The sequence below is a fragment of the Klebsiella sp. CN_Kp066 genome (assembly GCF_040065135.1).
Taxonomy (GTDB): Bacteria; Pseudomonadota; Gammaproteobacteria; order Enterobacterales; family Enterobacteriaceae; genus Klebsiella; species Klebsiella oxytoca.
On sequence record NZ_JBEAIU010000039.1, the window covers coordinates 83,043 to 106,442 of the forward strand.

The following is a 23,400-nucleotide window of genomic DNA, read 5'->3' on the forward strand; positions in this document are numbered from 1 at the left end:
ATCCTCGTTAATCGTTATTTGTTTTATCGGCCCGTGCGGGCAAAAACTGACGAAACAGCTCGCGACTTTTTAACGGCTTCCCACCAAGATAGGGCTTCAGGGCGATTCGAGTGAAACGCTTTGCCGCGCGCAGCGCATCGCTGTCCGGAAATTCGCGGCTGGCCAGCGCCTTCAGATGGTGCCCGGTAAAGGTGTTGTTATCAATAACCACGCTGGCAATAAATCCTTTCTCTTCACGGTAGCGGTAGGTCATCGTATCGTCAACCGCCTCTCCGCTGCCGGCGCAGTGCAGGAAATCAACGCCATATCCCAGATGCCCAAGCAGCGCCAGCTCAAACCGCCGAAGCGCCGGTTCCGGCGAGCCTGTAGCGCCAGCCAGCGACTGGATACAGTGCAGATAATCGAAAAAGAGTTCCGAGAAGCGCGTTTCGTGCTCAAGCACGCGAGAGAGCAGTTCGTTGACGTAAAGTCCGCTGTAGAGCGTGATACCGCTGAGAGGGAGCGCCAGCGAGACGGCTTCCGCGCTGCGCAGCGTTTTAACTTCGCCGCGCCCGCCAAAGCGGAGCAGTAAGGGGGTAAAAGGCTGAAGAGCGCCTTTGAGGTTGGAGCGTTTGGAACGTGCGCCTTTTGCAACAAGCCGCACGCGACCGGACTCTTCCGTGAAGACGTCCAGCATCAGGCTGGTTTCGCTCCAGGGACGACTATGCAGTACGAAAGCGCGTTGCCAGCCTTCCATCATACGCGTCGTCTTTCAAGCCGCAGGTGCGTTGGCTGCGCCCACTCACCCCAGTCAATTACTGAAGTAGGCTCCCGGGGACTCGCGTTCTTGCCGCGCGACTCAGCCTCTGGCCTCGCTCCTTCGGAGCCAGCGCAAGCGCTGTTCAAAACACTTTGTGTTTTGTCCTGCACCTCGAAAGCCATAGAGTATCCAAACTTAGAGATCGTCGCCGTAACCGAGACTGCGCAGCGCGCGTTCGTCATCAGCCCAGCCGGATTTCACTTTCACCCAAAGTTCAAGGTGAACCGGCGCTTCAAACATATCCTGCATGTCTTTACGCGCTTCAATACCGATGGTTTTGATTTTGGCCCCTTTGTTACCAATCACCATCTTCTTCTGCCCTTCGCGCTCAACCAGAATCAGGCCATTAATGTCGTAACCGCCGCGCTCATTGGTCACAAAACGCTCAATTTCGACGGTGACGGAATATGGCAGTTCTGCGCCAAGGAAACGCATCAGCTTTTCACGAATGATCTCGGAAGCCATAAAGCGCTGCGAACGGTCAGTGATGTAATCTTCCGGGAAGTGGTGAATCGCCTCCGGCAAATGCTTGCGCACGATACCGGCGATCGTATCAACATTCAGCCCCGTTTCCGCAGAAATCGGTACGATATCGAGGAAGTTCATTTGACTGCCGAGGAACTGCAGGTGCGGCAGAAGATCCGCTTTTTCCTGGACGTTGTCGACTTTGTTGACCGCCAGAATCACCGGCGCTTTACCGTCGCGCAGCTTGTTGAGCACCATCTCGTCGTCCGGCGTCCAGCGGGTCCCTTCAACCACGAAGATAACCAGCTCAACGTCGCCAATAGAGCTGCTTGCCGCCTTGTTCATCAGGCGGTTAATCGCGCGTTTTTCTTCCATATGCAGACCGGGGGTATCGACGTAGATCGCCTGATACGGGCCTTCAGTATGGATACCAACGATGCGGTGACGCGTGGTCTGCGCTTTTCGGGAAGTGATCGAGATCTTCTGCCCGAGCAGCTTGTTCAGCAATGTGGATTTGCCCACGTTTGGACGACCAACGATGGCAATAAATCCACAGTAGTTCTTTTCTTCGCTCATTCCAGCTCCAGCTTTTTCAGCGCCTGTTCGGCGGCAGCCTGCTCCGCCTTGCGACGGCTAGAACCCGTGCCAACCACCGGTTCACTCAGGCCGCTAACCTGGCAGTGGATAGTAAATTCCTGATCGTGCGCTTCACCGCGAACCTGTACCACCAGGTAAGACGGCAGCGGCAGATGACGCCCCTGCAGATACTCCTGCAAGCGCGTCTTCGGATCTTTTTGCTTGTCACCAGGGCTGATTTCGTCCAGACGGCTCTGGTACCAGGAGAGGATAAGGCGCTCAACGTTCTGAATATCGCTGTCGAGGAAAATCCCGCCGATTAAAGCTTCAACGGTGTCCGCCAGTATCGATTCACGGCGAAAGCCTCCGCTTTTCAGTTCACCCGGCCCAAGACGCAGGCATTCACCTAATTCGAACTCGCGGGCAATTTCTGCCAGCGTGTTGCCTCGTACCAGCGTCGCGCGCATGCGGCTCATATCGCCTTCGTCTACCCGAGGGAAACGATGATAGAGGGCGTTAGCGATCACAAAGCTCAATATTGAGTCGCCTAAAAACTCCAGGCGCTCATTGTGTTTGCTGCTGGCACTGCGGTGAGTTAATGCCTGTTGCAACAGCTCCTGATGATGAAAAGTGTAGCCCAGCTTCCGTTGAAGCCGATTAATTACGATGGGGTTCATGCGTTACCAATAGATGAATGCGTCAAAAATGCAGCACACGAAACCGACCTGAGTAAAAACCAACGCGGTTTCGTGTGCTGTGTCAATCTTACGAGAGACAACCTAAAACTTCGGGGGGATATTCTATACGCAACGACAAGGGATGTCGTTAGTTTGAATAGATTTAAATATTAAATAATTCACGCTGCCGTTATTGCGGCGGCAGCGTGAATAAGGCAGGAAAATTAATGAATGCCGCCAATGCGCGATAAACGTACGCCGGTAGGCCATTCACCTTCCTGTTTTTCGAAACTCATCCAGATTGCGGTGGCTTTACCCACCAGATTCGCTTCCGGCACAAAGCCCCAATAACGGCTGTCGGCGCTGTTATCGCGGTTGTCACCCATCATAAAATACTGCCCCGGGGGGACAATCCAGGTTGCCAGCGGTAGCCCGGACTGGTGGTAATACATCCCAACCTGATCCTGCGCAATCGGCACGGTCAAAATGCGGTGCGTCACGTCACCCAGCGTCTCTTTACGTTCGGTCAGACGAATTCCATTCGCTTTGGTCTCGCCTTTCGGCAGTTGCCAGAAACCGCTGGTCGCTTCACCGCCGTTGCTGCGGGAGAAGGTCTGTACGAAATCGCTCGGCTCAACGTTGGAGTAAGTGACCGGCAGAGCGTTGCCGCAGGCCTGACCAGAACTGCAGCCCGGCTGGATAGTGACCTGTTTAGCAATCGGATCGTAAGTGACTTTATCACCCGGTAAGCCGACGGCCCGCTTGATATAATCCAGGCGCGGATCCTGCGGATATTTAAAGACAACGATATCGCCGCGCTTCGGATGCCCGGTTTCGATCAGCGTTTTCTGGTAAATCGGATCCTTAATGCCGTAAGCAAACTTCTCTACCAGAATAAAATCGCCGATTAGTAGCGTCGGCATCATTGAGCCGGATGGGATCTGGAAGGGCTCATAAATAAATGAGCGAACCACCAGAACAATCGCCAGTACCGGGAAGATTGAAGCGCCGGTTTCCAGCCAGCCCGGTTTCGGGCCCACCTTTTTCAGCGTTTTCTTGTCCAGCTGGTCGCCGGTCGCCGCCTGGGCAGCGGCCTGACTTTCGCGACGTTTTGGCGCAAAGATAAACTTATCCAGGCACCACAACAGACCCGTCACCAAAGTTGCGATGACCAGGATCAGGGCAAACATGTTCGCCATGCCAACTCCTTAGGGTTATTTGCCGTCTTTACCAACGTGCAGAATGGCGAGGAACGCTTCCTGCGGCAGCTCAACGTTACCGACCTGCTTCATTCGTTTCTTACCTTCTTTCTGCTTCTGCAGCAGCTTTTTCTTACGGCTGACGTCGCCGCCATAGCATTTCGCCAGGACGTTTTTACGCAGCTGTTTAACGGTAGAACGGGCAATGATGTGGTTGCCGATAGCAGCCTGGATAGCGATATCGAACTGCTGACGCGGGATCAGCTCTTTCATCTTCTCAACCAGTTCGCGGCCGCGATACGGCGCATTATCGTTATGCGTGATCAGCGCCAGCGCATCCACGCGCTCGCCGTTAATCAACACATCCACGCGCACCATATTGGAGGCCTGGAAGCGTTTGAAGTTGTAGTCCAGCGAGGCATAGCCGCGGGAAGTAGACTTCAGACGGTCAAAGAAGTCGAGCACCACTTCCGCCATCGGAATTTCATAGGTCAACGCAACCTGATTGCCGTGATAGACCATATTGGTCTGTACGCCGCGTTTTTCGATACACAGGGTAATGACGTTGCCTAAAAACTCCTGCGGCAGCAGCATATGACACTCGGCGATCGGCTCGCGCAGCTCCTGAATATTGTTCAGCGGCGGCAGCTTGGACGGGCTATCGACGTAAATAACTTCTTTCGAGGTGGTTTCTACTTCATAAACGACCGTCGGCGCCGTGGTGATCAGATCCAGGTCATATTCACGCTCAAGACGCTCCTGGATGATCTCCATATGCAGAAGACCCAGGAAGCCGCAGCGGAAACCGAAGCCCAGCGCGGTGGAGCTTTCCGGTTCGTAGAACAGAGAGGCATCGTTAAGGCTCAGTTTGCCCAGCGCATCGCGGAAGTTCTCGTAATCATCAGAACTGACCGGGAACAGGCCGGCGTAAACCTGCGGTTTAACCTTTTTAAAGCCTGGCAGCGCTTTTTCCGCCGGGTTGCGGGAGAGAGTCAGCGTATCGCCGACCGGCGCGCCGAGAATATCTTTGATGGCGCAAACCAGCCAGCCTACCTCGCCGCATTTCAGCTCGGTACGGTCAACCTGTTTCGGCGTGAAGATGCCCAGGCGGTCGGCGTTATACACCTGCCCGGTACTCATCACCTTAATTTTATCGCCTTTACGCATGGTGCCGTTTTTGATACGCACCAGAGAGACGACGCCGAGGTAGTTATCGAACCAGGAGTCGATGATCAGAGCCTGCAGCGGCGCTTCCGGGTCGCCTTCCGGCGGCGGAATGTCGCGCACCAGGCGTTCCAGCACGTCCGGCACGCCAACGCCGGTCTTTGCAGAACAGCGCACCGCATCGGTAGCGTCGATACCGACGATGTCTTCAATTTCTTCCGCCACGCGCTCCGGATCGGCCGCCGGCAGGTCAATTTTGTTCAGGACCGGAACCACTTCCAGGTCCATTTCCATCGCCGTATAGCAGTTAGCCAGCGTCTGGGCTTCTACGCCCTGCCCCGCATCAACCACCAGCAAAGCGCCTTCACAGGCAGCAAGCGAACGAGAAACTTCATAAGAGAAGTCGACGTGGCCGGGCGTGTCGATAAAGTTCAGCTGATAGGTTTCGCCATCAGACGCTTTGTAATCGAGGGTGACGCTCTGCGCCTTGATGGTAATACCGCGCTCACGTTCAAGATCCATGGAGTCCAGAACCTGGGCTGCCATTTCACGATCGGAAAGGCCACCGCAAATCTGGATAATTCGGTCAGACAATGTCGACTTACCGTGGTCGATGTGAGCGATGATTGAAAAGTTACGTATATTCTTCATATTTAGAGTTAATTATGCCTTACGCGAATCATGAGGCCGCTGTACTGTGCCTGACGTTTTTTAATCCGAAAACGCCGCATTCTACACTACATCCACGAAACCAGGAAATGCTCTTACCGCTAGCATAGCTGGAGTAAATGACGAGTTCTTGCGTGAGTTGTAAATAAAGATAAGGGCCAGTGAAATCACTGACCCAATGGTGAGGAAGTCGTCTCGATGCGGACTAAATCTGGCGGTAAACCGACGCTAAGAATCACCGGCTGCCACGACTGCCGGGAAGCCAGGCCCGGCGAGAGGCCGCGCGCTACCAGAAACCCGCCGACGCCGCCCAGTATCGCCCCGCAGAGGGAGGCGAAATCATTGGCAAACAGCACCTGGAATATTGATGCCATTACGAACAAACCCACTAACGGCGCCATATAGACCAATACTGCCGACCCTAGCAGGCTGCTCTCGGCAATACCCAGCTCGACCTTTTGCCCGGCCGACAGCGGCTGTTCGCAGGGAACGCTAATTGTATGGCTGGTTTGCGGCCCTAGCTTATTCAGCACCCGGCTTCCGCAACCGGCGCGAGAAGCGCAGCTGCTGCAGGAGGCTTTGACATCGCAATGCACCAGCGCAACGCCATTGTCCCAGGAAACAACCGTCGCCCACTCTTTAATCATTGTACTGCCCTGAATTTGATACTGTCGGAAATCCGCTTGGCGGTTTGCGGAGGCAGCTCGCCAACAATGGTGATTTCTGCGTTATCACGCACGGTAGTCGCTACGGTACGACGGCCGGTACGCAGTAGCTGATCGGTGCTATTTGCCGTGGCGCGATTGATATTAATGGAGAAACTAAATAGCCCGTCGGAATACAATCGGGACTCTACCGGCCCATCGAAAGTGGGCAGGCGACGCTGGCTGCTGGACACTTCGGCAACACCCTGCGGCAGCCAGGTTGGCGCCCAGTTAAAGTTGGCCTTATTGCCCCCCTCCGGAACGGACAGCTGCGGAGGTAGATTAGCTTTAGACAGGGTTTCCATGCTGGCGCTGACGTTATCGCCAACGTTGAAGGAGACCACCCGGAACTGCTCAAGCGTTTCGCCATCCCGATCAAGCAGATCCACCCGCAGCGGAAGCTTAGTTTCCGCATCCAGCCAGGCAATATAGCTATAGCGGGTACCGTCGCGAGCCACGACGCGAACCACATCGCATAGACGATCGGCAATACGCGTACGTCCAACGGAAATGAAGTCGTAATAGGATGAAAGACGTTTAAAGTCGGAGTAAACCAGCGAGGGCAGCGAATCAACAATATAGTCGCCGTTTAGCGTAAAAGGATCGAGCCCGGGTTCAAAGTAGCTAATCTCCGTTCCGCGCAGCACCACTTCCCGACGGGGGCCGTCGAGCTGGAGAAGCTGAGCCAGAGTGCGATTATCCAGTTTAGCGTGTCGATAGCGCAGCGACTCAACACCCTGCTTGTTGATGCTGACGAAAGAGAGCTCGTAATTAAGAGACTGGCTGGCCAGATTCATCTGCTGCAACAACGCCCCGGACGATGTATCAGCCGAGGCGTTGACGGAGAAGAACAGGCTGCCTGCCATGAGCGACATGGCACACCAAAGTTGCTTCATTACTGCGATTGCGTTCCTAAAGTTTGATAGCCCGGCACCTGAACAGCGGCTTGTTGAGTCTGGGCCTGGCCAAACTGCAGCTGTTCCGCATGCAGGCGACGCTGCAATTCATAATCCTGCAGCATAGCATTAATTCTGCGGCGCTGTTCCTGCACTTGAGCCTGCTGGCCGGTACCTGCTGAGGCATCCGCCGGTACGCCCAGGCTAACCGGGCTGGCCTTACCCATCATCGGCATGGTGTTAAACACCGGCGCTTCCGGCTGCTGAGAGGTATCAGACTGGCCATTATACTGTTGAACGCCAACAATCACAGCCAGAGAGACGCACGCGGCAACGCCCATCTGGGTGAGCGAACTGGCCCACGGGCGAACTTTTTGCCAGAAAGGCATCTGACGCCACTGGTGCGGTGCGGGCTGAGATTCCGGAATAAGAGGAACCGTCTGACGAACGGGCTCGTTTTCAATGGCGGCCATGACGCGAGCTGAGATATCAAAATGGAGCATCTCACTCGTATCGCCTCGCAGCGTATCGCGGATGAGATGGTAGCTCTCCCAGGTTTTTTGCATTTCAGATGAACGCTCCAGCTCATTGAGCAGTTCGTTATCCAGCGTTTCACCATCCATTAAGGCCGAAAGTTTTTCTTTCTGCATGCCTGATACCCTTTTCCAGTATTCCGCTATCGTCAACGCCTGATGAGCGGTTGAACTTTATTATCAATAGCTTCTCGCGCCCGGAAGATGCGTGAACGCACTGTGCCCACCGGACAATCCATGATGGCGGCTATTTCTTCATAGCTCATGCCATCCAGCTCCCGCAGGGTAATTGCCATGCGTAAATCCTCCGGAAGCGACTCAATGGTACGAAAGACTATCTGTCTCAGCTCTTCTGACAACATTAAGTTCTCAGGGTTCGAAATTTCTTTCAACGCCCCACCGCTTTCGAAGTTTTCAGCATCATTTGCATCAACATCGCTGGATGGCGGACGGCGCCCCTGAGCAACCAGATAATTCTTCGCCGTGTTTACGGCAATGCGATATAACCAGGTGTAAAAAGCACTATCCCCCCGGAAAGAATCCAGCGCACGCCATGCTTTAACGAACGACTCCTGAACAACGTCAGCGATATCGCCCGGCGGCACGTAGCGGGAGACCAGGCTTGCAACCTTATGCTGATAGCGTACCACCAGCAGGTTAAATGCTTTCTGATCTCCTTTCTGGACCCGTTCAACAAGGACCTGATCCGTTAACTGCTCGCTCATCCGAGGTAATGTCTCCCCAAACCCAATTCCCATGCGTATTCAAAAACACCACCCAATTACTGCATAAATGAGCAAGCAGAGGGTTGGAGTGTCTGAAAACAATAAAGTTCCGTTACGCCTTTGTTTTTCGTTCGGCACCGGCTGACGGATTGTTATCTCTCATTATATGTCCCGGTAGCTAAACGATATGTAAGATAATAAGAAAAAGCGCAAGACCCGCCAGAAGGGTAACGTAACCCGACTTTTATTTCACTATAAAATCTGAAGCTAACGAGCGGCTTCGCAAAACCTTTCGTAGACGTATCTTCCGCCACATTGTGACTCCATGTTTAGCCTGCACAACCAGCAGTAAAAAAAGTGTACGAATTATCGCTGGCTGGTGCTATTGTTCGGTAATCGTGTTTAGTAAATTAAACAAAGACTATGAATACAACTCCTGATTCCTCCTGTGATGTGCTAATTGTTGGCAGCGGCGCTGCTGGTTTATCTCTCGCCCTGCGCCTGGCGGAACGCTGTACGGTCACCGTTCTCAGCAAAGGCCCCATTAGTGAAGGGTCTACTTTCTATGCGCAAGGCGGCATCGCCGCCGTGTTTGATGAAACCGACAGCGTTGAATCCCACATCGAAGATACGCTGATTGCCGGAGCGGGTCTTTGCGATCGCCATGCGGTCTCCTTTGTTGCGAGCAACGCTAAACCCTGCGTTCAATGGCTTATCGATCAGGGCGTTTTGTTCGATACTGAGGTACAGGCAAACGGCGAAGCGAGCTATCACCTGACGCGCGAAGGGGGGCACAGTCACCGCCGTATCCTCCACGCCGCCGATGCGACCGGGAAAGCCGTAGAGACCACCCTGGTGAGCAAGGCGCTGGCCCACCCTAATATCCGGGTGCTGGAGCGCAGCAACGCCGTTGATCTGATTCTCTCCGATAAAATCGGCCTGCCGGGAACGCGGCGCGTTGTGGGAGCCTGGATCTGGAACCGTAATAAAGAAGCGGTTGAGACCTGCAGCGCAAAAGCTGTGGTGCTGGCGACCGGCGGCGCAGCGAAGGTTTATCAGTATACGACCAACCCTGACGTCTCTTCCGGGGATGGTATTGCAATGGCCTGGCGAGCCGGCTGTCGGGTCGCCAATCTGGAATTTAATCAGTTTCACCCAACGGCGCTGTACCATCCGCAAGCGCGCAATTTCCTGTTAACGGAAGCGCTGCGCGGCGAGGGCGCACTGTTGAAACGTCCGGACGGCACACGGTTTATGCCGGAATTTGACGAGCGCGGCGAACTGGCTCCGCGCGACATTGTCGCCAGAGCGATCGATCATGAGATGAAGCGCCTGGGCGTTGACTGTATGTATCTCGATATCAGCCATAAACCGGCAGAATTTATCCGCCACCACTTCCCGATGATCTACGAGAAGCTGCTGGGGCTGGGCATTGACCTGACAAAAGAGCCAGTTCCCATTGTGCCGGCGGCACATTATACCTGCGGCGGCGTGATGGTTGACGATCATGGGCGCACTGATGTTGACGGGCTGTACGCCATTGGCGAAGTGAGCTACACGGGATTACACGGCGCTAACCGTATGGCTTCAAATTCATTGCTGGAGTGCCTTGTTTACGGCTGGTCCGCTGCCGAAGATATCGTTAAGCGTATGCCGTTCGCTCAGGCGGTCAATAAACTGCCTTCCTGGGACGAAAGCCAGGTCGAAATACCTGATGAACTGGTCGTAATACAGCACAACTGGCATGAGCTGCGCTTGCTGATGTGGGATTATGTCGGCATCGTGCGTACCACTCGTCGTCTTGAACGCGCCCTGCGCCGTATTACTATGCTGCAACAGGAGCTGGACGAATACTACGCCCGCTTCCGTGTCTCTAATAATTTGCTGGAGCTGCGTAACCTGGTACAGGTTGCTGAGCTGATTGTACGCTGTGCCATGCAGCGTAAAGAGAGCCGCGGGCTTCACTATACGCTGGACTATCCTGAGCAATTGCCCGACAGCGGACCGTCGGTGCTCTCGCCGCTGGCTCACATAAAAAGATAAAAATCCTGGGTCAAAGCGGTAAATCCTTCGGAATATTGCTGCTCTGGCCCGCGGATAACTAATCTGTCGCTAAAGCACTCTTCCCCCGCCGACGGCGAAAAAGCCAGCAGAACCCGATGCGGCGGGCGCATTTCCGTTTCCGCGACATCCGTTCGTAGACGCAGATGCCAGCCCATATTCTGCGCCCGCTGCACAAACGCGTTACCGATGTCGACCGGAAGCACAACGCAGAAAAACCCCTCTTCCGTAATAAGTTCGGCGGCGCAGGTTAATAATGTTGCGTGATCGAGAGAGGAAGTGTATCGAGCCTGCTCGCGCTGCGAGGTGGCGCAAGGTACGCCTTCTGCGAAAAAAGGCGGGTTGCTGACAATCAGCTCATAGCGTCGGGTTTGCCGCGGCTGCCATTGCTGAATATCGGCCTGATGAATCTGCAGACGCCCGGCCCATGGAGAATCCGTGGCGTTTTCTCGCGCCTGTTGTGCCGCCTCTTCGTCCAGCTCCACGGCATCCACGATGACCGTCTCCCCGGTACGCTGCGCGAGCATCAGGGCTAACAGGCCGCTGCCCGCGCCGATATCCAGCACGCGCTTAACCTGCGCGATCGGGGCCCATGCGCCAAGTAAAATGCCGTCGGTACCCACTTTCATCGCACAGCGATCGTGGGCGACAAAAAACTGCTTAAACGTAAAACCATTGCGCGGCAGCGCGAACTTCGACTGGGACATCCTCGATAACCTTGCGGACAAAAACTCCTGAGCGTAAGGCTATGCACAATACCGGAGAACAGATAGCCTTACAAACAGATGAACATTGCGTCCGTAACGTCTATAATCGGCGGTCCACTCAGAGGTAGATCATGACTGTAACGACTTTTTCCGAACTTGAACTCGACGAAAACCTGCTGGACGCTCTCCAGGACAAAGGTTTCACACGCCCGACAGCCATTCAGGCCGCCGCTATTCCGCCTGCGCTTGATGGCCGTGATATTCTCGGTTCAGCCCCGACAGGCACCGGTAAAACGGCGGCGTATCTTCTGCCCGCGTTGCAGCATCTGCTCGATTTTCCGCGCAAGAAATCTGGTCCGCCGCGCATTCTTATCCTGACCCCAACTCGCGAACTGGCAATGCAGGTTGCCGACCACGCGCGTGAGCTGGCAAAACATACTCATCTGGATATCGCCACCATTACCGGCGGTGTCGCCTATATGAACCATGCTGAAGTGTTCAGCGAGAACCAGGATATCGTGGTCGCCACGACCGGCCGCCTGCTGCAGTATATTAAAGAAGAAAACTTTGATTGCCGCGCCGTTGAAACCCTGATCCTTGATGAAGCGGACCGCATGCTGGATATGGGCTTCGCGCAGGATATCGAACACATTGCCGGTGAAACCCGCTGGCGTAAGCAGACGATGCTGTTCTCCGCCACCCTCGAAGGTGACGCCATTAAAGATTTTGCTGAGCGCCTGCTGGAAGAACCGGTAGAGGTCTCGGCAACGCCCTCCACCCGCGAGCGTAAAAAAATTCACCAGTGGTATTACCGTGCCGATGACGTCAAGCACAAGACCGCTCTGCTGGTCCATCTGCTGAAGCAGCCGGAAGCGACGCGCTCTATCGTCTTCGTACGTAAGCGCGAGCGCGTTCATGAACTGGCGGGCTGGCTGCGCGAAGCGGGTATCAATACCTGCTGGCTGGAAGGCGAGATGGTGCAGGCGAAACGTAATGAAGCAATTAGCCGCCTGACCGATGGTCGAATTAACGTGTTAATCGCTACCGATATTGCCGCACGCGGAATCGACATCGCGGACGTAAGCCACGTATTTAACTTCGACCTACCGCGCACGGCAGATATTTACCTGCACCGTATTGGTCGTACCGGCCGGGCGGGTAAAAAAGGTACGGCTATTTCACTGGTTGAAGCCCACGATCATCTGCTGCTGGGTAAAATTGGCCGCTATACTGAAGAGCCGCTAAAAGCCCGCGTTATTGATGGGCTGCGCCCAACTACCCGCGCGCCAAGCGAGAAGCAAACCGGTAAACCGTCCAGGAAAGTATTAGCGAAGCGTGCAGAGAAGAAAGAGAAAGAAAAAGAGAAGCCGCGCGTGAAAAAACGCCACCGCGATACCAAAAACATTGGTAAGCGTCGTAAACCAAGCGGAGCGGATACCGCGCAGAAGCCAAACGAAGAGTAAAAAAACGCCGGGATATCCCGGCGTTTTTACATCAAAGTTGAGTCTTACAGGCTTTCGGTAAAAGTACGGGCGATAACGTCGCGCTGCTGTTCCGGCGTCAGGGAGTTAAAGCGCACCGCATAGCCAGAAACGCGAATGGTCAGCTGTGGATATTTTTCCGGATGTTCAACCGCATCCAGCAGAGTTTCGCGACGCAGAACGTTCACGTTCAGGTGCTGACCGCCTTCAACGCGAACTTCAGGTTTCACGTCTACCGGGATCTCACGGTATTCGATCTCGCCCAGATTGCTCACCGCAACCACGTCATCTTCAGCAAAACCGGCCTTTGCGCACAGGCAGCGGGCTTCGCCTTTTTCGCTGTCCAGCAGCCAGAAAGAGTTCAGCAGGTCGTCATTTGCAGCTTTAGTAATTTGGATACCAGTAATCATTTTATGCCTCCCAGGCAGTGTTTGTTCGATTATTGGCCTTCGCGGCCAATTGGTAAAACCATTGTTGTATGAGTGTATATATATCAGCCGGGCATTCGGCATTCTTTGATTTAAATCAACAAAAACCCCATCACAAAAGTGGGTATAGGCAGATATTATTGTTTTACATCAAGTTACGCTACACCCTTCAGCAAAAAAATTTGTAAGTTTTCAATTTTTTTTGCACAAAGAACGCCAGTGGGATGGCGCAAATTTTGTGTTGTAGAAAGATGCAGTTAAGCTATGGCAATGACACTTTGCAGGAGAGCAAAATGACCACCCCATTAACCTGGCACGATGTGCTGGCAGAAGAGAAGCAGCAACCCTGGTTTGTTAATACCTTAAAAACGGTTGCTGAAGAGCGGCAATCGGGCATCACTATCTATCCTCCACAAAAAGACGTTTTCAACGCGTTTCGCTATACCGAGCTAAGCGACGTCAAAGTGGTGATCCTCGGTCAGGATCCCTACCACGGACCAGGCCAGGCACACGGTCTTGCCTTCTCTGTTTTACCGGGCGTTGCGACCCCTCCTTCTCTGCTGAACATGTATAAAGAGCTGGAAGGCACGATCCCGGGCTTTCAGCGCCCAAATCATGGTTATCTCGAAAGCTGGGCGCGTCAGGGGGTTTTGCTGCTTAATACCGTATTAACGGTACGCGCCGGGCAAGCGCACTCTCATGCTAGTCTCGGATGGGAAACCTTTACCGATAAAGTGATTTCACTGATTAACCAGCATCGGGAAGGGGTTGTATTTTTGCTGTGGGGTTCACATGCGCAAAAGAAAGGCGCGATTATCGATCGCCAGCGCCATTGCGTGCTCAAAGCGCCGCATCCGTCACCGCTCTCCGCGCACCGCGGCTTCTTCGGCTGTAATCATTTCGTCCTGGCGAATGAATGGCTGGCTGAACGCGGCGAAGCGCCAATTGACTGGCTACCCCGGCTGCCGGCTGAGAGCGAATAAAGCAGACCAGTGTTAAAAATCAATCACCACCTCCCCAGGAGGTGGTTTAGGGATGACAATGAAAATGCCAGCATTACGCTGGCATTTATCGTTCTGCGACAAGCTATCAAGCTTTGTTCTGTCGCCACCATTCTGCCAGCAGCACGCCGGTTGCCACGGAAACGTTCAGGCTTTCAACGTTGCCGGTGCCTTCGATAGCAATATTCAGATCGGCGCTGGAGATAGCGGCATCAGACAGACCGTCGCTCTCCTGCCCTAATACCAGCACCATCTTCTTCGGCAGCTCGGCTTTAAACAGCGGAGTCCCGTTATGGCTGGAAGTTGAAACAATCGCGTAGCCCGCTTTACGGAAGCGCTCAAGCGTATCGATAAAGCTGTCGCCCGTAATCGGTTCAACGTGTTCTGCCCCGCCTTCTGCGGTACGAATCGCGGCACCGGACTCCATAACGCCAGCATCCTGCACAATTACGCCCTTAACGCCGAAGTGCGCGCAGCTGCGCATGATGGCGCCAAGGTTGTGCGGGTTGCCGACATCTTCCAGCGCCAGCACGCAATCTTCAGCGTCGGCTTTCGCCACCCACTGCTCAACAGAGGTGCCATGACGTTTTTTAATCAGGAAGCAAACTCCGCCGTGGTGTTCAGTACCGGACGCTTTCGCCAGCTCTGCTTCATCAACGACGTGATAAGCTTTACGGTTAGCCGCCATCCAGCGCAGGGCTTCTTTGAAGCGCGGAGTCACGCTCTGGATAAACCAGGCGCGCACAATAGCGTCCGGACGGCTCTGGAAAAGCGCCTGGCAGGCATTTTCGCCGTAAACACGGGTCTCTTCCGCGCGTTGGCGACGCAGCACTTCAGGATCGATAAAGCTTTTTCCGCTGATCCCGCCGTGATCCGCTTTTACCGGCGCCTCATCACCCGGCGCGCGGGATACGGTACGCCACGGAGAGGAACCCTCACCGCCGAAGCCTTCACGCTTGCGATCGTCACGTTTACGATCGCCACCGCGGCTGTCTCTTTCATCGCGCGCAGGGCGGTTACGACCGTCAACACGAGACTTTCCTGGGCGTCCCCCACCTTTCCCGGTACGCGGGTTATGGGTACGTCGGTCAGAATCATCATCACTGCGGACATACATCACTTTGACCTTGCCGCTTTTATTTTTCAGTTCGTCGTCGCTCATTCATTTTCTCCACCTGCGCTGCGCGAAGCGCGCAGATTACCCGATGTGCCATCACTTAGCCATTATTTCATTTAAAAGCCTGAGTCTATCGTAATCATTGAATAAAACTCATTGTCCTTTATTAGTACTGCATCGATAATATGTAACATTACAGAAACAAATCGGCCACGTGCCGCGCTGCAACCCATAACCAGAGGTTAGTTATGAATACCGTTTGTGCCAGTTGTCAGGCTCTGAACCGCATCCCCGACGATCGTAGCGCTGATGGCGCGAAATGCGGGCGCTGCGGCCACGATCTTTTTGACGGCGATGTGATCAACGCGACCGGGGCAACGCTGGATAAACTGCTGAAGGACGATCTGCCCGTTGTCGTTGATTTCTGGGCGCCGTGGTGCGGCCCCTGCCGTAACTTTGCGCCCATTTTCGAAGATGTGGCTGAAGAGCGCAGCGGCGAAATGCGGTTCGTGAAAGTGAATACCGAAATGGAACGCGAACTGAGCGCCCGCTTCCGCATCCGCAGTATCCCGACCATTATGATGTTCAAAAATGGCGAAGTCATCGACATGCTGAACGGCGCCGTACCAAAAGCGCCTTTCGATAGCTGGTTGAACGAAGCCGGCCAGCAATAAACCCGACGGGGCACCGCTTGTGCCCCGTTTTTACCTCTGCGACAATGGCGTTTTTTCTTAGCGATCCCCATGACTGATAACGCCGTCCTTCGCCTTCGCGCCGAACGTCTCGCGCGCGCCACCCGGCCTTTTCTTGCTCGCGGCAACCGTATTCACCGCTGCCAGCGCTGTTTGCTGCCGTTGAAACAGTGCCTCTGCGCGACCCTTAATCCCGTTGCCGCCACCAGCCGTTTTTGCCTGGTGATGTTCGATACCGAGCCAATGAAGCCCAGCAATACCGGACGCCTGATTGCCGATATCCTGCCGGATACGGAAGCCTTTCAATGGTCGCGAACCGAACCGCCGCAGGCGCTTCTCGATCTCGTTGCCGACGCGAGATATCAGCCAATGGTGGTTTTTCCGGCCTCCTATGCCAGCGCCGGGCGCCGGGTACTTGACGCACCGCTTCCCGGCAAACCTCCGCTGTTTATTATGCTCGACGGCACCTGGCCCGAGGCGCGAAAAATGTTCCGCAAAAGTCCCTGGCTTGATGCGCTGCCGATGATTTCCGTTGATCTGTCCCGCGTCTCCGCTTATCGCCTGCGAGAAGCCCATGCAGAAGGCCAATACTGTACCGCTGAAGTCGCCATAGCGCTGCTGGATCTTGCGGGGGATGTCACCGCAGCCAGCGCCCTTGGCGATCATTTCAGCTTATTCAGAAAGCGCTATCTGGCAGGAAAAACGCAGCATAAGGGCGGTATCACAGCACAACTGACAGAAAACGTTTAAAATCATTCGGTCACTGGGGATCAAAGGAGACCGGAATGAGCCAACGAGGCCTCGAAGCATTGCTGCGGCCGAAATCGATCGCCGTTATCGGCGCATCAATGAAACCACAGCGCGCCGGTTATCTGATGATGCGCAACCTGCTGGCTGGCGGATTTAACGGCCCTGTCCTTCCCGTTACGCCGGCGTGGAAAGCGGTTCAGGGCGTACTGGCCTGGCCTGACGTCAACAGCCTGCCCTTTACCCCCGATCTCGCGGTGCTTTGCACCAATGCCCGAAGAAACCTTGAGCTTCTGGAAGCGTTGGGGCAAAAAGGGTGTAAGACCTGCATTATTCTCTCTTCCCTACCCGAACAGTATCCCGCGCTGCTTGAATGCGCCGCCCGCTATCAAATGCGCCTGCTCGGGCCGAATAGTCTCGGCCTGCTTGCGCCCTGGCAGGGCCTAAACGCCAGCTTTTCGCCGGTTCCTATCCATCGCGGTAAACTGGCGTTTATTTCGCAATCGGCGGCCGTATCCAACACCATCCTCGACTGGGCCCAGCAGCGCGAAATGGGGTTTTCTTACTTTATCGCGCTCGGCGATAGCCTGGATATCGACGTTGATGACCTGCTCGATTTCCTTGCTCGCGACAGTAAAACCAGCGCTATTCTGCTCTATCTTGAACACCTTAGTGACGCCCGTCGCTTCGTCTCCGCGGCCCGTAGCGCATCGCGCAATAAGCCTATCCTGGTGATCAAAAGCGGGCGTAGTCCGGCGGCGCAAAAGCTGCTACACGTCAATTCCGGTATGGATCCGGCCTGGGACGCCGCTATTCAGCGCGCGGGTTTGTTGCGGGTTCAGGATACTCACGAACTGTTCTCTGCGGTGGAAACCCTCAGCCATATGCGCCCACTGCGCGGCGAGAAACTCATGATTATCAGCAACGGCGCAGCGCCGGCTGCGCTGGCGCTGGATGAGCTTTGGCTGCGCAACGGCAAACTTGCCGCTCTCAGCGAAGAGACCAGCGATCTTCTCCGCCAGGCGTTGCCTGAAACCATGGATATCGCTAACCCACTGGATCTCCGCGATGACGCCAGTAGCGAGCACTACCTCAAAGCGCTGAACGTGCTGCTGGATAGCCATGATTACGACGCGCTGCTGGTGATCCATTCACCCAGCGCGGCTGCTCCGGGGACGGAAAGCGCGCTGGCGCTGATTGACGCCCTGAAGCGCCACCCGCGCGGTAAATACGTTACGGTTCTGACTAACTGGTGCGGTGAGTTTTCATCGCAAGAGGCGCGTCGTCTGTTTAGCGATGCGGGACTACCGACCTATCGCACCCCCGAAGGGACGATAACCGCGTTTATGCATATGGTGGAATACCGGCGTAACCAGAAGCAGCTCAGAGAGACCCCGGTACTGCCAGTCTCATTAGCCACTAACACAGCCGAAGCGCATAGTCTGTTACAACGCGCAATCAATGAAGGTGCCACCACGCTGGATACCCATGAAGTGAGTCCTGTTCTGCGTGCTTACGGTATTCATACTCTACCGACGTGGATTGCCGCGGATAGCGCCGAGGCCGTGCATATCGCCGAACAGATAGGTTACCCCGTCGCGCTCAAGCTCCGCTCGCCAGACATCCCCCATAAGTCGGAAGTCCAGGGGGTCATGCTTTACCTACGTACGGCTACCGAGGTACAGCAGGCCGCGGACGCGATTATCGATCGCGTCAAAATGACCTGGCCGCAGGCGCGTATTCACGGACTGCTGGTGCAAAGCATGGCCAATCGAGCCGGGGCGCAGGAGCTGCGGGTCGTCGTCGAGCACGATCCGGTTTTTGGACCGCTGATCATGCTGGGCGAAGGCGGCGTCGAATGGCGAGCAGAAGATCAGGCCGCCGTCGCACTCCCGCCGCTCAATATGAACCTTGCGCGCTACCTGGTCATCCAGGCCATCAAAAGCAAAAAAGTGCGCGGGCGCAGCGCGCTGCGTCCGCTCGATATTCCCGGCCTGAGTCAGCTACTGGTACAGGTATCGAATTTGATCGTCGACTGCCCGGAAATCCAGCGCCTCGATATCCACCCTCTGCTGGCTTCCGGTCACGAGTTTACCGCGCTTGACGTCACGTTAACTCTCGCGCCGTTCACTGGCGATAGTGAAAGCCGCCTGGCCATCCGCCCTTATCCGCAGCAGCAGGAGGAGTGGGTAGTGATGAAGAATGGCGAACGCTGCCTTTTCCGTCCCATACTCCCGGAAGATGAGCCGCAGCTGCTGGCCTTTATCGCACAGGTCACGAAGGAAGATCTTTATTATCGTTACTTCAGCGAAATCAACGAATTTACTCACGATGATTTAGCTAACATGACGCAGATCGACTACGATCGAGAAATGGCCTTTGTTGCCGTGCGCACGACGGCTGAAGGGAATGAGATCCTCGGCGTGACGCGAGCGATCTCCGACCCGGATAACATCGATGCCGAATTTGCCGTACTGGTGCGCTCTGATTTAAAGGGTATGGGTTTAGGCCGTAAGCTACTGGAAAAGCTCATTGCCTATACGCAAAGTCACGGTCTGCAGCGGCTGAATGGCATTACTATGCCTAATAATAAAGGCATGATTGGACTCGCCAGAAAGCTAGGATTCTCAGTTGATATTCAGCTTGAAGATGGAATTGTCAGTTTGTCTCTACAGCTTGTATCTGAGCAATTACAATCGGCTGGCCGCAATTGTTGACTACTTTAACGGGTAGTAATGGTATTATTGCCCGCTTACGTCGTCTGCATGGTACAGAAGACCCTTCAATAAACAGAGAAGAAACGCACTGTGATGTTGTCAAAATTTAAACGCAATAAACATCAACAACACCTTGCCCAACTCCCTAAGCTTTCTCAGTCAGTTGATGATATCGAGTTCTTTTACGCTCCGGCAGATTTTCGGCAAGCGTTACTGGCCAGGATAGCTCAAGCCACCCAGCGTATTTGTATCATTGCGCTCTATCTGGAACAGGATGATGGCGGTAAAGGAATTTTGCAGGCGCTGTACGACGCTAAGCGTCAGCGTCCAGAGTTAGATGTCCAGGTGCTGGTTGACTGGCATCGTGCCCAGCGCGGGCGTATTGGCGTCGCCGCGTCAAACACCAACGCCGACTGGTATTGCCGCATGGCGCAGGAGAACCCTGGCGTCGATATCCCGGTTTATGGCGTTCCGGTCAATACCCGGGAAGCTCTCGGCGTCCTCCATTTCAAAGGCTTTATCATTGATGATTGCGTTCTCTACAGCGGCGCCAGTCTGAACGACGTTTACCTGCATCAGCACGATAAGTATCGTTATGATCGCTACCAGTGCATTCGCAACGCGAAAATGGCCGATGTGATGTTTGACTGGGTTACGAACAACCTGGTGCAAGGTCGCGGCGTTAACCGCCTTGATAAGGCCGATCGCCCAAAAAGCCCGGAAATCAAGAATGAAATCCGCCAGTACCGCCAGGAGCTGCGCGATAGCCGCTACCATTTCCCAGGCGATGCCGACGAAGAACAGCTGTCGGTAACCCCGCTAGTTGGCCTGGGCAAGACGAGCCTGCTGAATAAAACCATTTTCCATCTGATGCCCTGCGCTGAACATAAGCTGACTATCTGCACCCCCTATTTCAACCTGCCGGCTCTGCTGGTACGTAATATCATTCAGCTGTTGCGGAGTGGCAAAAAAGTCGAAATTATCGTCGGCGATAAAACCGCCAATGATTTCTATATTCCGGAAGATCAGCCATTTAAAATTATCGGCGCGCTGCCCTATCTTTATGAAATTAATCTGCGGCGCTTCCTGAGCCGTCTGCAGTATTACGTGAATACTGACCAGCTCATTGTCCGTTTATGGAAGGATGATGATAACAGCTATCACCTGAAAGGCATGTGGGTTGATGATGAGTGGATGCTACTGACCGGCAATAACCTGAACCCGCGCGCATGGCGGCTGGATTTGGAAAACGCGATTCTTATCCACGATCCAAAGCATCAGCTTGGTGCCATGCGCGAAAAAGAACTCAGCCTCATCCGTAAACATACCACGATCGTTAAGCACTATCGCGATCTACAAAGTATTGCCGACTACCCGATAAAAGTACGCAAACTGATCAGACGCCTGCGACGTATTCGAATCGACCGCCTTATCAGCCGTATTCTTTGAATTTCCGCCCCGCTCAGCGGGGCTTTTTCCTGGAATTTGTATGCGCAATATCATGCTTATTGCCCCGCTGTTACTACTGACCGGCTGCAGCCATATGGCCAATGATTCATGGAGCGGTCAGGACAAAGCCCAGCACTTCCTCGCCTCAGCGATGCTTTCTGCCGCAGGTAACGAATATGCCCAGCATCAAGGCTATAGTCGCGACCGGAGCGGCGCTATTGGCTTTATGTTTTCCGTGAGCTTAGGGGCATCGAAGGAGCTATGGGACAGCCGCCCGTCGGGGAGCGGCTGGAGCTGGAAAGATTTCGCCTGGGATGTGGCAGGCGCCACAACCGGCTATGCGGTATGGCAGCTGGCACATCAATAAATCTACAAGCGCAGCCCTTTACCTTTACGATGCAGCGTCAGAGAGACCAGAAAAGCAATCGCCCCCATGACGGTCACGTACCAGTAAAAAGCGTGCTCAATTCCCACAGATTTTAGCGACAGTGCGACATACTCGGCCGAGCCGCCGAATAGCGCATTGGCTACAGCGTAAGAAAGCCCAACGCCCAGAGCACGTACCTGGGCCGGAAACATTTCCGCCTTCAGAATGCCGCTGATTGAGGTGTAGAAACTGACGATCAGCAGGGCGCATATCACCAGAGCAAACGCCGCATACGGCGAACTCACGTTTTGTAGCGCATTAAGAATCGGCACGGTAAAGAGGGTGACCAACGCGCCAAAACAGAGCATTGAGGTACGACGGCCAATCTTGTCCGAGAGGGCGCCAAAAAGCGGCTGAACCAGCATATAAACAAATAAAGCAGCGGTCATAATCATGCTGGCGGTGCCCGCTGTCATACCCGCGGTATTGACCAGATATTTTTGCATATAAGTGGTGAAGGTATAAAAGCTTAACGACCCGGCGGCAGTAAAGCCCAGTACCATAATAAATGCCTTGCGGTTACGCCAGAGCCCTTTGAACGAACCAGCTTCTTTTAACGCGCGCGTTTCCTGCTTAGAAGTTTCGTCCAACTGGCGTCGCAGCCACAAGGCCACGATAGCCAGGACTGCGCCAAGGGCAAACGGAATACGCCATCCCCAGGCATGAAGATCTTCATCACTGAGGATCTGTTGTAATGCAACAACAACCAGCACCGCCAGAAGTTGACCACCAATCAGCGTGACGTACTGAAATGAGGCATAGAACCCTTTCTTACCTTCTACGGCAACTTCGCTCATATAGGTGGCGCTGGTACCGTATTCCCCCCCGACGGATAATCCCTGGAATAAACGTGCAAGCAGAAGCAGAGCCGGAGCCCAGGTTCCTATCGTTGCATAACCCGGCAGGCAGGCTATCACCAGTGAACCAAAACACATCATGCATACGGAAATCAGCATAGAAGTTTTGCGTCCACGACGATCAGCAATGCGCCCGAATATCCATCCGCCGATTGGACGCATCAGAAAACCGGCAGCAAACACTCCTGCCGTTTGTAACAATTGGGTTGTGGTATTCCCGGAAGGAAAGAAGATGTGCGCGAAATAGAGTGAGCAAAATGAATAGACATAAAAATCAAACCATTCCACCAGATTCCCTGACGATGCCCCAACAATGGCCCATATACGGCGCCGGGTATCGGCATGTTCCAGCGATTCACGTTCGCTAATACTGCTTTCTGTCATTGTAATTCTGCTCCAGCAAAGACTGCAATCTGCCTCATCGGGTGTCCCCGCGCCATCAGGCAAATCAGTTAGTAAATCAAATGTTATATAATTGTTATTTTTTAGTTTGTGATGCTATTCACATTTTTTTTCGTAATGTATCTTTTCGCGATTAAAAGTAGATTCTTAAGGATTAACAAAGTGAAATATGGTGAAGATCGGGCAATACAGTTTTTTATATAGGCTAAATCACGGTAAATATTTATGCGGGGCGAGGAACATTGAGGTTGAAAATTACCCCCATTGAGCCTGATGTTTCTTTTTTCTCTGGAGATAATCTTCATCCTGCCGAAGTTTATCCCACCATTGTTTAAAGACTGCCGCAGCTGCTGCCTTAACAGGATCATTACCACGTGGATTCAGGCAGCCATCCTTTGCATATTTTTTACCACCTTTGTAATTGGCATAACGCCTTGCCCGGGTGTAGCCCATCTGAATAAATTTTCGTGCCATATCCATACCAACGAAATCATTCTGCTGTCGATAAAACTCGAAGAGCTGATAAATTTCCCTGGCAGATTCAGTCGCGGATGCTTCATCTTTATAGCGCCAGTAGGGAAGGATTTCGCTTTTATAGGGCTCAACCAACAACACGCCCTGTTCGCCTCTTCCTACCTGATAGAGCTCCGGGTGCTGGCGAAAATCGATGCAGGAAAAGTCTTGCTGGTAATTAAAAGGCTTAATGGCCATTATTTTCTCTCATGCCCACAGGTACATATTATAAGCCTGGTACATAAGTCTGGAATGTGGAGAGGGAATTACTCTGGATCTTATACAGGGAGACAGCATAAATCCGGCAGGATTCATGAGGGATATTGGATACAGGGAGAACGATGTCCGGCAGTTTCAGACGACAAAAACGCAAAAAGCCCATCCGTCAGGATGG

Annotated in this window: 22 protein-coding genes; 8 read left to right on the plus strand and 14 right to left on the minus strand. The window is 53.9% G+C overall.

All coding sequences use genetic code 11. The features are described from left to right. Positions 1-7: 7 nt before the first annotated feature. The 9 genes from recO to rpoE form a co-directional block, all read right to left on the minus strand. Positions 8-736: a DNA repair protein RecO gene (recO, locus tag ABLV75_RS15520; RefSeq protein ID WP_024274566.1), complete on the minus strand. Its 729-nt coding sequence runs from the start codon at positions 734-736 to the stop codon at positions 8-10. 198 nt (positions 737-934) lie between these two features. Next, positions 935-1,840, minus strand: a complete 906-nt coding sequence (gene era, locus ABLV75_RS15525) for a GTPase Era (RefSeq protein WP_004104571.1) — start codon at positions 1,838-1,840, stop codon at positions 935-937. Continuing rightward, positions 1,837-2,517, minus strand: coding sequence for a ribonuclease III (rnc, locus tag ABLV75_RS15530; protein ID WP_004104573.1), 681 nt, complete (start codon positions 2,515-2,517; stop codon positions 1,837-1,839). Before rnc ends, era begins: the two co-directional genes overlap by 4 nt. Positions 2,518-2,741: 224 nt before the next feature. Then, a complete protein-coding gene (gene lepB, locus ABLV75_RS15535; RefSeq protein ID WP_004104575.1) occupies positions 2,742-3,716 on the minus strand; it encodes a signal peptidase I in 975 nt (324 codons plus the stop codon). Between the two features lie 15 nt (positions 3,717-3,731). After that, positions 3,732-5,531, minus strand: coding sequence for a translation elongation factor 4 (gene lepA, locus ABLV75_RS15540; protein ID WP_004104577.1), 1,800 nt, complete (start codon positions 5,529-5,531; stop codon positions 3,732-3,734). Between the two features lie 185 nt (positions 5,532-5,716). Next, on the minus strand, positions 5,717-6,196 hold the full coding sequence (rseC, locus tag ABLV75_RS15545) for a SoxR-reducing system protein RseC (RefSeq protein WP_004104579.1): 480 nt from the start codon (positions 6,194-6,196) through the stop codon (positions 5,717-5,719). Then, on the minus strand, positions 6,193-7,149 hold the full coding sequence (rseB, locus tag ABLV75_RS15550) for a sigma-E factor regulatory protein RseB (RefSeq protein ID WP_004104581.1): 957 nt from the start codon (positions 7,147-7,149) through the stop codon (positions 6,193-6,195). The genes rseC and rseB overlap by 4 nt, the downstream gene beginning before the upstream one ends. Beyond that, on the minus strand, positions 7,149-7,799 hold the full coding sequence (gene rseA / locus ABLV75_RS15555) for an anti-sigma-E factor RseA (RefSeq protein WP_004104582.1): 651 nt from the start codon (positions 7,797-7,799) through the stop codon (positions 7,149-7,151). Before rseA ends, rseB begins: the two co-directional genes overlap by 1 nt. 32 nt (positions 7,800-7,831) lie before the next feature. Further along, the gene (rpoE, locus tag ABLV75_RS15560) at positions 7,832-8,407 is read right to left on the minus strand and encodes an RNA polymerase sigma factor RpoE (protein ID WP_004104583.1); all 576 of its coding nucleotides are present in this window, start codon (positions 8,405-8,407) and stop codon (positions 7,832-7,834) included. 423 nt (positions 8,408-8,830) lie between these two features. Here rpoE and nadB point away from each other — a divergent pair, with 423 nt between their 5' ends. Continuing rightward, entirely contained in the window at positions 8,831-10,450 is a 1,620-nt protein-coding gene (gene nadB, locus ABLV75_RS15565; RefSeq protein ID WP_023329931.1) for an L-aspartate oxidase, read from the plus strand. Here the strand turns inward: nadB and ABLV75_RS15570 are convergent. Beyond that, the gene (locus ABLV75_RS15570; RefSeq protein ID WP_142472639.1) at positions 10,435-11,175 is read right to left on the minus strand and encodes a tRNA1(Val) (adenine(37)-N6)-methyltransferase; all 741 of its coding nucleotides are present in this window, start codon (positions 11,173-11,175) and stop codon (positions 10,435-10,437) included. The two genes, nadB and ABLV75_RS15570, sit on opposite strands and share 16 nt — an antisense overlap. A 131-nt stretch (positions 11,176-11,306) precedes the next feature. On the opposite strand from ABLV75_RS15570, the gene srmB reads away from it, so the two are divergent. Continuing rightward, a complete protein-coding gene (gene srmB / locus ABLV75_RS15575) occupies positions 11,307-12,638 on the plus strand; it encodes an ATP-dependent RNA helicase SrmB (protein ID WP_029496791.1) in 1,332 nt (443 codons plus the stop codon). A 44-nt stretch (positions 12,639-12,682) separates the two neighbouring features. Here the strand turns inward: srmB and grcA are convergent, their stop codons facing one another. Next, complete coding sequence (grcA, locus tag ABLV75_RS15580; protein WP_004104596.1) at positions 12,683-13,066, minus strand: autonomous glycyl radical cofactor GrcA; 384 nt, start codon at positions 13,064-13,066, stop codon at positions 12,683-12,685. 311 nt (positions 13,067-13,377) lie between these two features. Between grcA and ung the strand changes: the two genes are divergently transcribed. Then, positions 13,378-14,067 (plus strand): uracil-DNA glycosylase, encoded by a 690-nt coding sequence (gene ung / locus ABLV75_RS15585; protein ID WP_004104597.1) that lies wholly within the window; start codon positions 13,378-13,380, stop codon positions 14,065-14,067. Between the two features lie 106 nt (positions 14,068-14,173). Here the strand turns inward: ung and ABLV75_RS15590 are convergent, their stop codons facing one another. Further along, on the minus strand, positions 14,174-15,247 hold the full coding sequence (locus tag ABLV75_RS15590) for a tRNA/rRNA methyltransferase (protein WP_004104598.1): 1,074 nt from the start codon (positions 15,245-15,247) through the stop codon (positions 14,174-14,176). A 203-nt stretch (positions 15,248-15,450) separates the two neighbouring features. Between ABLV75_RS15590 and trxC the strand changes: the two genes are divergently transcribed. From trxC to ABLV75_RS15615, 5 genes are all read left to right on the plus strand, one after another. Continuing rightward, positions 15,451-15,876 carry a thioredoxin TrxC gene (gene trxC / locus ABLV75_RS15595; RefSeq protein WP_004104599.1) on the plus strand — a complete coding sequence of 142 codons (426 nt, stop codon included), beginning with the start codon at positions 15,451-15,453 and terminating at the stop codon, positions 15,874-15,876. A 69-nt stretch (positions 15,877-15,945) separates the two neighbouring features. Continuing rightward, positions 15,946-16,644, plus strand: coding sequence for a tRNA-uridine aminocarboxypropyltransferase (locus tag ABLV75_RS15600; RefSeq protein ID WP_016809503.1), 699 nt, complete (start codon positions 15,946-15,948; stop codon positions 16,642-16,644). Positions 16,645-16,679: 35 nt separating this feature from the next. Then, positions 16,680-19,358, plus strand: a complete 2,679-nt coding sequence (gene pat / locus ABLV75_RS15605) for a protein lysine acetyltransferase (protein WP_004104601.1) — start codon at positions 16,680-16,682, stop codon at positions 19,356-19,358. 93 nt (positions 19,359-19,451) lie between these two features. Beyond that, positions 19,452-20,807, plus strand: a complete 1,356-nt coding sequence (gene pssA / locus ABLV75_RS15610; RefSeq protein ID WP_004104602.1) for a CDP-diacylglycerol--serine O-phosphatidyltransferase — start codon at positions 19,452-19,454, stop codon at positions 20,805-20,807. A gap of 40 nt (positions 20,808-20,847) precedes the next feature. Then, positions 20,848-21,174, plus strand: coding sequence for a YfiM family lipoprotein (locus tag ABLV75_RS15615; protein ID WP_004104604.1), 327 nt, complete (start codon positions 20,848-20,850; stop codon positions 21,172-21,174). A gap of 2 nt (positions 21,175-21,176) precedes the next feature. Here ABLV75_RS15615 and ABLV75_RS15620 read toward each other — a convergent pair whose 3' ends face one another. Then, entirely contained in the window at positions 21,177-22,475 is a 1,299-nt protein-coding gene (locus ABLV75_RS15620) for an MFS transporter (RefSeq protein WP_004104606.1), read from the minus strand. Between the two features lie 273 nt (positions 22,476-22,748). Then, positions 22,749-23,204, minus strand: coding sequence for a DUF4385 domain-containing protein (locus ABLV75_RS15625; RefSeq protein WP_024274570.1), 456 nt, complete (start codon positions 23,202-23,204; stop codon positions 22,749-22,751). Positions 23,205-23,400: the final 196 nt, after the last annotated feature.

Excerpts from the sequence above, each read along its gene's own strand:
- rpoE (WP_004104583.1), bottom strand. The coding sequence starts at position 8,407 with ATGAGCGAGCAGTTAACGGATCAGGTCCTTGTTGAACGGGTCCAGAAA.
- ABLV75_RS15600 (WP_016809503.1), top strand. The coding sequence starts at position 15,946 with ATGACTGATAACGCCGTCCTTCGCCTTCGCGCCGAACGTCTCGCGCGC.
- ABLV75_RS15590 (WP_004104598.1), bottom strand. The coding sequence starts at position 15,247 with ATGAGCGACGACGAACTGAAAAATAAAAGCGGCAAGGTCAAAGTGATG.
- era (WP_004104571.1), bottom strand. The coding sequence starts at position 1,840 with ATGAGCGAAGAAAAGAACTACTGTGGATTTATTGCCATCGTTGGTCGT.
- ABLV75_RS15625 (WP_024274570.1), bottom strand. The coding sequence starts at position 23,204 with ATGGCCATTAAGCCTTTTAATTACCAGCAAGACTTTTCCTGCATCGAT.
- grcA (WP_004104596.1), bottom strand. The coding sequence starts at position 13,066 with ATGATTACTGGTATCCAAATTACTAAAGCTGCAAATGACGACCTGCTG.
- recO (WP_024274566.1), bottom strand. The coding sequence starts at position 736 with ATGGAAGGCTGGCAACGCGCTTTCGTACTGCATAGTCGTCCCTGGAGC.
- nadB (WP_023329931.1), top strand. The coding sequence starts at position 8,831 with ATGAATACAACTCCTGATTCCTCCTGTGATGTGCTAATTGTTGGCAGC.
- rseC (WP_004104579.1), bottom strand. The coding sequence starts at position 6,196 with ATGATTAAAGAGTGGGCGACGGTTGTTTCCTGGGACAATGGCGTTGCG.
- rseA (WP_004104582.1), bottom strand. The coding sequence starts at position 7,799 with ATGCAGAAAGAAAAACTTTCGGCCTTAATGGATGGTGAAACGCTGGAT.
- pat (WP_004104601.1), top strand. The coding sequence starts at position 16,680 with ATGAGCCAACGAGGCCTCGAAGCATTGCTGCGGCCGAAATCGATCGCC.
- ung (WP_004104597.1), top strand. The coding sequence starts at position 13,378 with ATGACCACCCCATTAACCTGGCACGATGTGCTGGCAGAAGAGAAGCAG.
- trxC (WP_004104599.1), top strand. The coding sequence starts at position 15,451 with ATGAATACCGTTTGTGCCAGTTGTCAGGCTCTGAACCGCATCCCCGAC.
- lepB (WP_004104575.1), bottom strand. The coding sequence starts at position 3,716 with ATGGCGAACATGTTTGCCCTGATCCTGGTCATCGCAACTTTGGTGACG.
- rnc (WP_004104573.1), bottom strand. The coding sequence starts at position 2,517 with ATGAACCCCATCGTAATTAATCGGCTTCAACGGAAGCTGGGCTACACT.
- pssA (WP_004104602.1), top strand. The coding sequence starts at position 19,452 with ATGTTGTCAAAATTTAAACGCAATAAACATCAACAACACCTTGCCCAA.
- rseB (WP_004104581.1), bottom strand. The coding sequence starts at position 7,149 with ATGAAGCAACTTTGGTGTGCCATGTCGCTCATGGCAGGCAGCCTGTTC.
- ABLV75_RS15615 (WP_004104604.1), top strand. The coding sequence starts at position 20,848 with ATGCGCAATATCATGCTTATTGCCCCGCTGTTACTACTGACCGGCTGC.
- ABLV75_RS15570 (WP_142472639.1), bottom strand. The coding sequence starts at position 11,175 with ATGTCCCAGTCGAAGTTCGCGCTGCCGCGCAATGGTTTTACGTTTAAG.
- srmB (WP_029496791.1), top strand. The coding sequence starts at position 11,307 with ATGACTGTAACGACTTTTTCCGAACTTGAACTCGACGAAAACCTGCTG.
- ABLV75_RS15620 (WP_004104606.1), bottom strand. The coding sequence starts at position 22,475 with ATGACAGAAAGCAGTATTAGCGAACGTGAATCGCTGGAACATGCCGAT.
- lepA (WP_004104577.1), bottom strand. The coding sequence starts at position 5,531 with ATGAAGAATATACGTAACTTTTCAATCATCGCTCACATCGACCACGGT.